This window comes from Shewanella sp. 1CM18E, from assembly GCF_023161665.1.
In the GTDB taxonomy this organism is placed as follows: domain Bacteria; phylum Pseudomonadota; class Gammaproteobacteria; order Enterobacterales; family Shewanellaceae; genus Shewanella.
The window spans coordinates 106,918-118,647 of record NZ_JALNTW010000015.1 but is presented as its reverse complement, the minus strand read 5'-3'; the positions used below and the strand labels follow the sequence as shown (position 1 = coordinate 118,647).

9 protein-coding genes are annotated in these 11,730 nt (G+C 44.5%); 1 reads left to right on the top strand and 8 read right to left on the bottom strand.

Annotated features, from left to right (window positions below; all coding sequences use genetic code 11):
• Nucleotides 1-569: 569 nt before the first annotated feature.
• A complete protein-coding gene (gene secA / locus MSG37_RS17225) occupies nucleotides 570-3,293 on the bottom strand; it encodes a preprotein translocase subunit SecA (protein ID WP_248471908.1) in 2,724 nt (907 codons plus the stop codon).
• Between the two features lie 60 nt (nucleotides 3,294-3,353).
• Nucleotides 3,354-4,253, bottom strand: coding sequence for a M23 family metallopeptidase (locus MSG37_RS17220; protein ID WP_248471907.1), 900 nt, complete (start codon nucleotides 4,251-4,253; stop codon nucleotides 3,354-3,356).
• 27 nt (nucleotides 4,254-4,280) lie between these two features.
• Here MSG37_RS17220 and MSG37_RS17215 point away from each other — a divergent pair, with 27 nt between their 5' ends.
• On the top strand, nucleotides 4,281-4,733 hold the full coding sequence (locus MSG37_RS17215) for a DciA family protein (protein WP_248471906.1): 453 nt from the start codon (nucleotides 4,281-4,283) through the stop codon (nucleotides 4,731-4,733).
• 7 nt (nucleotides 4,734-4,740) lie between these two features.
• Here MSG37_RS17215 and lpxC read toward each other — a convergent pair whose 3' ends face one another.
• From lpxC to murG, 6 genes are all read right to left on the bottom strand, one after another.
• Nucleotides 4,741-5,661, bottom strand: coding sequence for a UDP-3-O-acyl-N-acetylglucosamine deacetylase (gene lpxC, locus MSG37_RS17210; protein WP_220769534.1), 921 nt, complete (start codon nucleotides 5,659-5,661; stop codon nucleotides 4,741-4,743).
• 177 nt (nucleotides 5,662-5,838) lie between these two features.
• Nucleotides 5,839-7,026 (bottom strand): cell division protein FtsZ, encoded by a 1,188-nt coding sequence (gene ftsZ / locus MSG37_RS17205; RefSeq protein ID WP_248471905.1) that lies wholly within the window; start codon nucleotides 7,024-7,026, stop codon nucleotides 5,839-5,841.
• A 31-nt stretch (nucleotides 7,027-7,057) separates the two neighbouring features.
• On the bottom strand, nucleotides 7,058-8,293 hold the full coding sequence (ftsA, locus tag MSG37_RS17200; protein WP_248471904.1) for a cell division protein FtsA: 1,236 nt from the start codon (nucleotides 8,291-8,293) through the stop codon (nucleotides 7,058-7,060).
• Nucleotides 8,293-9,060, bottom strand: a complete 768-nt coding sequence (locus MSG37_RS17195; RefSeq protein ID WP_248471903.1) for a cell division protein FtsQ/DivIB — start codon at nucleotides 9,058-9,060, stop codon at nucleotides 8,293-8,295. The genes ftsA and MSG37_RS17195 overlap by 1 nt, the downstream gene beginning before the upstream one ends.
• A 105-nt stretch (nucleotides 9,061-9,165) precedes the next feature.
• Nucleotides 9,166-10,623 (bottom strand): UDP-N-acetylmuramate--L-alanine ligase, encoded by a 1,458-nt coding sequence (gene murC, locus MSG37_RS17190; RefSeq protein ID WP_248471902.1) that lies wholly within the window; start codon nucleotides 10,621-10,623, stop codon nucleotides 9,166-9,168.
• 1 nt (nucleotide 10,624) lies between these two features.
• Nucleotides 10,625-11,722, bottom strand: a complete 1,098-nt coding sequence (gene murG, locus MSG37_RS17185) for an undecaprenyldiphospho-muramoylpentapeptide beta-N-acetylglucosaminyltransferase (protein ID WP_248471901.1) — start codon at nucleotides 11,720-11,722, stop codon at nucleotides 10,625-10,627.
• Nucleotides 11,723-11,730 lie beyond the last annotated feature (8 nt).

Below are 11,730 nucleotides of genomic sequence, written 5' to 3'. Positions count from 1 at the left end.
TTTTAAGAAGTTTTTCAAGCGTTGATTTCTTAATCAGAAGTCGCTACTTGAAGCTCTTAAACCGCTTGTCACCAGAGTTACTGTTCCGAAGAAGTTAACTCACTAACTCGTGCTGCTTGGCGTGTTGCCTGCTGCGCCGTGTCAGTGGGGTCGCATTATAGGGAGATTCGAAAAGAGCGCAAGCGCTTTTTTCGAAATAATTCATCTTTTTTCAATGTTTTTATTTAGGCACAACTTAGCCACTAGTTACCCTCAGACTTATCCACAAAACGCTTTTGCAACGCTGCTTTTATGTTCGACAGCTATTATCTTTACGTACTTAGTGGTAGCTCAATTTACCTCAGCATATTCTTAGTGGTACTGCTATATAGGTATTATCTACTTTCTTTCGCTATTTTTGCCGCAATCAGCCATCCGTAAGTTCTCATGAATTTTCCTTCTTTAACTAACGATAAAGCTTCTAGCTAGTCCTGCTATATGATTTAGCTCTTTTATAGCTGCAATAAAAAAGGGTGACTCAATGAGTCACCCTTCTATATAAACTATACCTGTAATTAGTAGCTTTATATTTAGCTCAGCTTACCGTGGCATTGTTTGTACTTTTTACCTGAACCACATGGGCATGGATCATTACGGCCAACTTTTTCACCTTCGCGCACGGTTGGCTGGGTTGCAGCTAGAGCAGCACTTTCTTCTGCACCAACTAATGCTTCTGCTTCTGCATGTTGATAATCACGACGGATCTTTGCGTCTTCTTGACGACGGCGCTCTTCCATCTCTTCAACATCTGATTGTGCTTGCACTTGTACTTTAGACAACACACTAATTACATCGTGCTTTAATGACTCAAGCATTTGCTGGAATAGCTCAAACGACTCACGCTTATATTCCTGCTTTGGATTCTTTTGTGCGTAACCGCGCAAGTGAATACCTTGACGTAAGTGGTCCATCGCCGATAAGTGCTCTTTCCACAAGCCATCTAGCGTTTGCAGCATTACCGCTTTTTCGAATTGACGTAGAACTTGTTCGCCTACCATCTCCTCTTTAGCTTTATAAGCATTAACCCAAGTTTCAACGATACGCTCACGTAGTGTTTCTTCATGCAGATCGTCTTCTTTATCTAACCATTCTTGGATAGGAAGGTTCATTGCGTATTCTTGCTGAAGACGTTTTTCTAAGCCTTCAATATCCCACAACTCTTCTACAGATTGACGCGGAATGTATTGGTCAATTAAACCATTAACCACATCTTCTTGAATGTTAGTAATAGTGTCTTGAATACTATCAGCATCCATTAGCTCATTACGCTGTGCGTAAACCACTTGACGTTGGTCGTTAGCAACATCGTCAAATTCTAGTAATTGCTTACGGATATCGAAGTTACGTGCTTCAACTTTACGTTGTGCGTTTTCGATAGCGCGTGATACCCATGGATGTTCAATCGCTTCACCTTCTTCCATACCTAGCTTCTTCATCATTGATGAAACACGGTCTGAAGCGAAGATGCGCATTAAGCTATCTTCCATAGATAAGTAGAAACGTGAAGAACCTGCATCACCTTGACGACCTGAACGGCCACGTAGCTGATTATCGATACGGCGAGATTCGTGACGCTCAGTACCAAGAATGTGTAAACCACCGGCAGCAACAACTTCATCATGACGGATTTTCCAGTCAGCCTTAATTTTGGCTTTCTGTTCATCAGTTGCGTTGGCTAAAGCTTCGATTTCCATGTTCCAGTTACCGCCTAACACGATATCGGTACCACGACCAGCCATGTTAGTTGCAACAGTTACCGCACCTGTTCGGCCTGCCTGCGCTACGATGTCTGCTTCGCGTTCATGGAATTTAGCATTCAAGATCTCATGCGGGATCTTTTCTTTCTTTAATAAGCTATGCAGTAACTCTGATTGTTCAATCGAAACGGTACCAACCAATACAGGCTGACCGCGCTCACGACAACCTACGATATCTTTTACGATAGCAGCATATTTTTCTTCAGCTGTTAGATAAACTAAATCAGCATGATCTTGACGAACCATCGGACGGTTCGTCGGTACAACTACTGTGTCTAGTCCATAAATATGTTGGAATTCGAATGCTTCAGTGTCAGCAGTACCCGTCATACCGGCAAGCTTTTCATATTGACGGAAGAAGTTCTGGAATGTAATTGACGCTAAAGTTTGGTTTTCATTTTGAATATGAACACCTTCTTTAGCCTCTACTGCTTGGTGCAGACCTTCAGACCAACGACGACCCGGCATAGTACGGCCAGTGTGCTCATCAACAATAACCACTTCGTTGTCTTGCACAATATAATCGACGTCTTTCTCAAATAGTGTATGTGCACGAAGTGCTGCATTCACATGATGTAATAAAGAGATATTAGCTGCTGAGTATAATGAATCGCCTTCAGCTAACATGCCGCGCTCAGTCAATAACACTTCGACCTTTTCTTGGCCGCGTTCAGTCATATGAACTTGCTTTGATTTTTCATCAACAGAGTAGTCGCCTTCGCCAACAAACTCTTCTGTATCTTCTTTCTCTTGAGCTACTAGGTTAGGGATCAGTGTGTTGATCTTAATGTATAGCTCAGAGCTATCTTCTGCAGCACCAGAAATAATTAACGGAGTACGTGCTTCATCGATAAGAATCGAGTCGACTTCGTCGATTAGGGCATAGTGAAGTGGACGTTGTACGCGCTCAGCAGGTGAGAACGCCATATTGTCACGTAGGTAATCGAAACCAAATTCGTTGTTGGTACCGTAGGTGATATCGGCATCATAAGCTGCTTTCTTTTCAACTTGACCAAGACCAGCAACGTTAATACCAACGGTTAAACCAAGGAATTCAAAAAGAGGACGGTTGTTTTCAGCATCACGACCCGCTAGATAGTCGTTCACGGTAATAACGTGTACGCCTTTACCTGTTAGACCATTTAGATATGCAGGCAGAGTTGCCGTTAATGTTTTACCTTCACCGGTACGCATTTCTGCGATGCGGTTACTATCCAAAATCATACCACCGATAAGCTGGACATCGAAGTGACGCATCTCAAACACGCGCTTCGAAGCTTCACGTACCGTTGCAAATGCTTCAGGTAAAACACCTTCTAATGATTCACCACCGTCTAAACGCTCGCGGAAGTGGGCGGTTTTTGCTTTTAATTCTTCATCCGATAGTTTTTCATACTCAGCTTCTAGCGCGTTAATCTTGTTAACGACTTTACCAAACGCCTTAAGTGTACGATCGTTGCGACTACCAAATACTTTTGTCAGTAATTTACCAAACATCTGAACCACTTCTATGTTATTGGCCAAGTCCCTTTTAGAGCCTGAAAGCCGATTTTACGATTACCCTGCCTTGCGGTAGACATATTTTTGCGGATCTATCTGTTGTCCACCGCGCAACACTTCATAGTGTACATGAGGCCCAGTCGAGCGCCCAGTACTCCCCATAACAGCGATTTTATCGCCTTTAGCGACCACATCGCCCACATTTACTGACAAAGCTTTATTATGACCATAGCGTGTACTTAGACCATTTCCATGATCAATTTCTACTAAATTACCATAGCCAAACATCTTGTCCGCCCATGTAACTACGCCACCTGCTGTCGCGATTACATCGACGCCCTCTTTACCGGCAAAGTCGATGCCTTTATGCATCGTGCGCTTGCCATTAAAAGGATCATTACGTAAACCGTAGGGCGAGGATAACCAACCTTTTTTAATTGGTCGCCCAGATATATAACGTTCTTCATCTATATGGAGGTTAGATGCTACTGTTTCAAGTAGTGAAAGCTGAACATTATTATTATCTATTCGAGATACCAGCTCATCCATATCGGCAATAAGCTGATCGAGTTCGATGTTAGTACCTAATTCACTGATACCGCCCACACCGACTTCTGAAGAGAAATCAAATTGATCTTCTAATTGATTATTTACTGCAACTTGCTGACCCAGTGCTTCTAAGCGCGTGAGTTTAGCTTGCATACGCGCAACGTGGGCAACTAACATCGAAAGCTGAGTTTCAGTCGCACCTTTAAGTGCAATTAACTCATCCTTTTGTGCTTCACGAGCCATGCGCTCGTTATCGATATTAGCTTGTTGCTCTGTAATTTGCTTAGCATTGTGCTGATAAAGACTTGTACCTGCTGCTATAAGCAGGATAGGTAAAAGCAGCCAACGCTTTCCTGGTTGCCAGCGGGTGGCACCATTTCGACCTTGAATAAAAACTGTTACACTCATAGCCTAATTAAGCCATTTTATTATCATATGAAAAAGCCCCCTCAGGATCTCAGTCAATTACTGCATCAGCATGGGACTATGCCCAATTTAGCTGAAAAAGCAGAACTGTTATTACACTTAGATCATTACGTGAAACAAGTGCTAACTGGTCCAGTGACTGAGCAACTAAAAGTTGCCAATTTGCGTCAAGGGATCTTGGTTATTGAAACTACAACGGCTGCTTGGGCGGCAAGAATTAACTTCCAAAAACCCAAAATATTACAAATGCTACAAGCCGAAACGCTACCCATGCTTACCGCAATCGAGGTTAAAGTCAACCCAAGCTTGTTAATGTATCAAACAAAACCCAAAGCCGCTCACAACCTGATTAGTGAAAATGCCGCCGCTCACATAGAAGCATTAGCGGAACATACAGAGGGGACATTAGCGCTAAAACTAAAACGGCTGGCTGCATTAGCCAGCCGTTCAAGGCAATCTTAATTCGCGATTAAGCGAATACAGCACCAGCTGGTACTGAGAAGCTGACTGGAGCGTCGGCTTCTTTTTCAAAGCTCACAATTTCCCAAGCGTCTTGTTGAGCAAGCATGGCACGCACCAACTGATTGTTAAGTGCATGCCCAGTTTTGTATGCACAGAACTCACCAACAATAGCGTGACCCGCTACATACAAATCACCAAAAGCATCAAGGATCTTATGCTTAACGAACTCGTCCTCATAACGCAGGCCATCGGGGTTGAGGACGCGATATTCGTCAAGTACAACAGCATTTTCCATGCTGCCGCCTAGTGCAAGGTTATTGGCTCTTAGGTACTCGATATCTCGCATAAAACCAAAGGTTCTTGCGCGGCTGATATCTTTAACAAAAGCTGACGATGAAAAATCCATAACCATATGTTGCTGACTACGTGCGATCTCTGGGTGATTAAAGTCAATTGCGAAATCAACTCTGAAACCTTTAAACGGTTTCAACTCAGCCCACTTGTCGCCGTCTTCAACACGAATTGGCTTAGTGATTTTGATATATTTCTTAGCTGCGCTTTGCTCTTGGATACCTACTGATTGCAGTAGGAACACAAACGGACTAGCACTGCCATCCATAATTGGAATTTCAGGCGCATCGACTTCGATAACTGCGTTATCAATACCTAGACCAGCTAACGCTGCAAACAAGTGCTCAATCGTTGAAATACGAACACCATCATCGTTAACCAGTGCAGTACACATAGTCGTTTCACGCACTTGATCGGCAACAGCTGGGATCTCAACTGCTGGGGTCAAGTCGGTACGCACTAGCTTAATACCTGTGTTAACTGGCGCGGGCTTAATGATCAAAGTCACCTTGTTGCCGGAATGCAATCCAACACCAGTAGTCTTAACCATTTCTTTGACAGTTCTTTGAAAAATCATGTATTTACCCGTTAATTATCTCAACAAAAAAGCAGCTTCTACTCACTTTTTAAGCGTGCGTGGCCGATGCTGGTCGGATATCTTAGCATATCTTTGCAAATTAACCAAAATTCACTCAGCCTTTAGACAACACATTAGTATTGCCTTATAGCTGTTAACTATTTAGTAACACTAAACTTAATCAGCTTGCTTACGCAAAAATGCTGGAATATCTAAATAGTCGAGTTCGTTCTTCTTCTCGCTAACCGGTGTAGCAACTTGTGGTTGTACGGCTGGTGCCGTATTACCATGCGACATAGTTGGCGTGATAGCATCTTCAGCAGCAAAGCTCTCTTGACGAGGCTCAGCAGGAACGATTGGCTCTGGACGTGGAGCAGGCTTAGATACTAACTGGATGTCAGGCTTCTTTTCAGCGCCAATACCAGTAGCAACTACCGTTACACGTAACTCATCAGACATTTCAGGATCGATTACCGCACCCACAACAACTGTTGCATTGTCAGAAGCGTAAGCCTTAACGTGGTTACCCACTGTCTCGAACTCTTCGATACTCATATCCATACCAGCGGTAATATTGACCAGTACACCACGAGCACCAGCAAGATCGATGTCTTCTAATAGTGGACTTGCAACAGCAGCTTCTGCCGCTTCTTCTGCACGGTCTTCACCACTGGCAACACCGGTACCCATCATGGCATTACCCATTTCAGACATAACTGTTTTCACGTCGGCGAAATCGACGTTGATTAAGCCTGGGCGAGTAATTAGCTCAGCAATACCCTGTACAGCACCAAGTAGTACGTTGTTTGCTGCAGCAAATGCATCAAGTAACGATGTACCACGACCTAGCACTTTAAGTAATTTTTCGTTTGGAATCGTGATCAATGAGTCAACATGCTTAGCAAGTTGCTCAATACCTTGATCTGCGTAGGTCATACGCTTTTTGCCTTCGAATGGGAAAGGCTTAGTTACAACAGCAACTGTCAAAATGCCTTCTTCACGTGCGATCTCAGCAACAACTGGTGCAGCACCAGTACCTGTACCACCGCCCATACCCGCTGCGATAAAGATCATGTCAGATCCTTTAATCGCATTACGAATGCTTTCTTTGTCTTCTTCTGCCGCTAAACGACCGATTTCAGGGTTTGCGCCAGCGCCCAAACCTTTGGTCACATCGCGACCTAATTGAATTGTGGTTGATGCAGCAGACTTACGCAGCGCTTGTGCGTCAGTATTTGTTGCCACAAACTCAACACCTTCGATGTTGTGTTTAACCATATGCTCAACGGCATTACCACCGCCGCCACCGACACCGATGACCTTAATCACCGCTTCGTCTGTATGACTATCCATGATCTCAAACATGGTCTTCTCTCCGTTATGCCTGCGTTATTAACTAAAACTCGCCTTTAAACCAGCTTTGGACCCGATTCCAAACACTGGTGACCCCTTGTCGCTCAGGACGTTCGAACTCACGTTCAATCACCATGCGCGCACCAAAGTGAAGCAGCCCGACTCCTGTAGAGTAAATAGGCTGATCCACATATTCGTGTAATCCTTTAACTGGCAGCGGCTGTGCCATTCTAACTGGCATACCAAATGTTGCCTCAGCGATATCAACAGCACCTTCAATAGATGCTGTACCGCCGGTAATGACTATGCCTGCCGCTATTTGATCTTCTAAGCCGCTCTCTTGTAGCTGCTTTAAGATCAGTTCAAACAATTCTTGGTATCTTGGCTCAACAACCTCGGCCAGCGTATGGCGTGACATACTACGTGATGGGCGACCACCTACAGATGGCACTTCAATACTCTCTTCACGACTAACCATTGAGCTACGTGCACTTGCGTGCTGCACTTTAATTTGCTCTGCATGAGACAAAGGTGTGCGGAAAATTTTAGCGATATCGTTAGTCACTTGGTTACCCGCAACCGGTACAACTGCACAGTGACGTAACGCGCCATTAGTGTATACCGCGATATCAGTAGTGCCACCGCCAATATCAACTAAACAAACACCTAAATCTTTTTCGTCATGAGTCAATACAGAATCAGCTGAAGCAATAGCAGAGAACACCAAACCATCAACCTTTAAGCCACAGCGCTCAACACTTTTGGTGATGTTCTTGGCCATATCATTGGCACAAGTCACGATATGGACTTTCGCTTCCATACGCATACCAGACATACCAATAGGGCTCTTAATACCGTCTTGGACATCAATTGCATATTCTTGAGGTAACACATGCAAAATACGACGCTCTGTTGGGATCTTTACCGAACGTGCCGTATGGATAACGTTATCAACATCTTCCTGTGTTACTTCTTCATCGTTAATCGACACCATGCCATTTTCATTTTGGCATTCGATATGTTTACCAGAAATACTCAAGTAAACCGAAGATACTTGGCAGTCTGCCATTAGCTCTGCTTGATCTAGCGCTCGCTGCACACTGCGCACGATAGAGTCGAGGTCATTAACGCCGCCCTTATCCATGCCTCTTGAAGGATGGTTACCAAGGCCAACAATACTGATCTCACCGTCCGGCAACACTTCACCAATGATCACAGCGACTTTTGATGTCCCTATGTCCAATCCCACGATCAGATTTCTATCTAGATTCTTGGTCATTAATTAACGGCTCTCTTTTGTGCATCATCCCAACCTACGGCCAAACCTGTGTCGTAGCGCAAATCCACGGTCGCTACCTGTTTATCTTGCTGCGCAAGTTTTGGGTAGACGTGGATAAATCTTTGTACCCTTGCCATCTTGTCTTCTCTGCCAAGCTCTAGCCTTATGCCATTATTGAGCTCTGCATGCCAAGCATGTCGCGGGCTTAAGCTTAAACTTTGTAAGTTAAAGCCATTAATTCTTAATAATTCACCAAGCTGTTGGTAAGTAGTTAGTACCGACTTACCCTGCTCTTCAGGCCCGGTCAAAAAAGGTAAATTAGGTATACCTTCTTTTATTGGCGCATCAAATACTTCGCCATAAATATTGAGCCAAGCATCACCATTCCAATGTGCAACTGGTTTTTGTTCAACCAAATATATCTTTAATTTGGCTGGCCACTCACGCCGCACTGAAGCTTGGTAAACCCAAGGTAAAGCTTCTAAAGCATCTTGCACTTGATTGACGTCCGCTGAAAAAAAGCTTCTTTCCATCAAGTCTTGCAGCGCGACTTGGATTTCACTGTCTTCGGTATATAGCCGCTCGCCTTTGACCGCAACGGCTTCAATTGGCAAGGCATCAGCATCATTTAGTACGGTATCCAGCTTCATCGCCACCATAGCGAATCCAGCTAAAACACACAGCAAAAACACTACACCAAAGCACAAATACCAATCGGCTTGCAAAAGCAAAACTCGAACACGCTGACCTTTCTCGCGCCAAGACACCTTTAGGCTTCCTTTTGCAACCGCAAACTCAGAAAATCGGCCATTATATAGCCCTTATTCCAAGCGTCAAAATTTGATGAGTAAATTAAGCTATATAACTCTAAATTACACATTTTTTGTATCATCAAAGCCAAGATTTGACTCAGCTAAGCTTCGCGAGATCATGCCAATATTGCCCGCGCCTTGAGTTAACAAAAGATCGCCATCTTGCAAAATCTCAGGTAACAAGGTTTCAAGTTGCTCACTGCTTGCCACAAATACAGGCTCAACTTGGCCGCGCACACGAATAGAGCGACAAAGTGCTCGGCTATCAGCTCCCGGAATCGCAGCCTCACCAGCCGAATAAACATCTAGCATCAGCAGACAATCAACTTGAGATAACACTTCAACAAAGTCTTCGTATAAATCACGGGTACGGCTATAGCGATGTGGCTGATAGATCATGACTAAACGACGCTCTGGCCATCCTAGTCTTGCAGCCTTTATGGTCGCAGCCACTTCACTTGGATGGTGACCGTAATCATCAACTAATTTAATGTCACCTTTAGCAGTGCTAAATTCGCCAATTTGTTGAAAACGGCGACCAATACCTTGGAACTCAGCTAAGGCCTTGATAATCGCTTCATCAGCAATTTCATCTTCTGTCGCAACCGCAATCGCTGCGAGTGCGTTTAATACGTTATGCTCACCGGGCAAGTTAACTGACAACTGTAAGTCATCAACACCTGCACGGCGCACTGTAAATTCACAGCTATAACCTGTTTGCTTAAAGCTTACCGCTCGCACATCAGCATCTTCACTAAACCCGTAAGTCACCACACGGCGACCAATACGTGGCAATAGCTCACGTACAATTGGATCATCAATACAAACAACTGCCACACCATAGAATGGCAGGTTATGTAAAAAATCAACGAAGGTGGTTTTTAGCTTTTCTAAATCACCTTCATAGGTGTCCATATGATCAGCTTCGATATTTGTGACTACACTCACCATAGGTTGTAAGTGCAAGAAACTCGCATCACTCTCATCAGCTTCGGCGATCAGGTAGCGACTATGCCCTAATCTTGCGTTCGTTCCGGCACTGTTTAGCAGACCACCGATAACAAATGTTGGGTCACGCTCAGCTTGACCATAAACACTGGCGATCAAACTTGTTGTCGTGGTTTTACCGTGGGTGCCAGCAACGGCAACTCCATGGCGGTAGCGCATTAGCTCTGCAAGCATTTCTGCACGACGAACCACAGGAATGCGTAACTCTTTTGCCGCAACAAGTTCTGGGTTATCAGCACTAATTGCAGTTGAAACCACAACTACGTCTACGTCTTTTACTTGGCTGGCATCGTGACCTATGTAAATCGTTGCACCAAGTTGTGCCAATCTTTCAGTTACCGCGCTTTCAGCGATATCTGAGCCACTTAATTTGTAGCCTTCGTTTACTAATACTTCTGCAATGCCGCCCATACCTGCACCGCCGATCCCGACGAAGTAGATATGCTTTACTCTGCGCATTTCAGGGATCATTGACCTTAGCTGTGAATGCTTTTCTGCTTTATTACTCATTTCAACCCTTCTCAGCTAATCGAATACAGACGTTAGCAACTCTTTGCGTTGCGTCTAATATTGCTACGTCTCGAGCTCGTTGGCCCATATTACATAATTCTTGTTTATCAGATGCCAACATCGACAGTTTTGTCATTAACTTGCTGGTATCCACTATTGGCTGTGGCAATAAAAACGCTGCCCCAGCATTAACTAACACTTTGGCGTTTTTAGTCTGATGATCGTCCACTGCGTGTGGATATGGTACGAGTAGACTTGGCAGACCAACTGCAGCAAGCTCTGATACTGTTAATGCCCCCGAGCGACACACCACAACATCTGCCCAGCGGTAAGCCGCTTCCATATCATCAATAAATTCGGCAACACTAACACTGCCATCTTGGCCTAAACGCTGATACTCAGCTTTTACTGTTGCCAAATTATCGCGACCAACTTGGTGCCACACTGTCATCGAGTGAGTCTTACTCACCCCTTCTAATACGCTAGGCATCACATCGTTAAAGATTTTCGCGCCTAAACTACCACCAACAACCAAAACTTTTAGCGAGTCGTCATCACAGGCTTGGTCACGCTTTTCACCCAACGCAATCAGCTCTTTACGAATTGGGTTACCTACTGTTTCAGCTTGAACATCAGTAAAGGTACCTTCAAAGGCGCACAATACTTGCGATGCAATGCGCGACAATAGCTTATTGGTCATGCCTGGGATGGCGTTTTGTTCATGCAATACCAAAGGAATGCCGCATAACTTAGCAGCTACACCACCTGGGCCACTTGCAAAGCCGCCCATTCCCATCACCACATCTGGCTTGAAACTTTTAATCACAGCGCGCGCTTGCATGACTGAGCGTAAAATTTTAAAAGGCGCGGCTAACTTGCGCATCAGCCCATTACCGCGTACCCCTTTGATATCAATAAAGTCGATATCAAAGCCATGTTGTGGCACAAGCCTCGCTTCCATTCGCTCAGCGGTCCCTAACCAACGAACCTTCCAGCCTTGCTGGCTTAAATATTTGGCAACTGCTAACGCAGGGAATACATGACCACCAGTACCACCGGCCATGATTAATATGCGTTTTTCTTCAGTTTGGTTAGTCATTGTTTCAC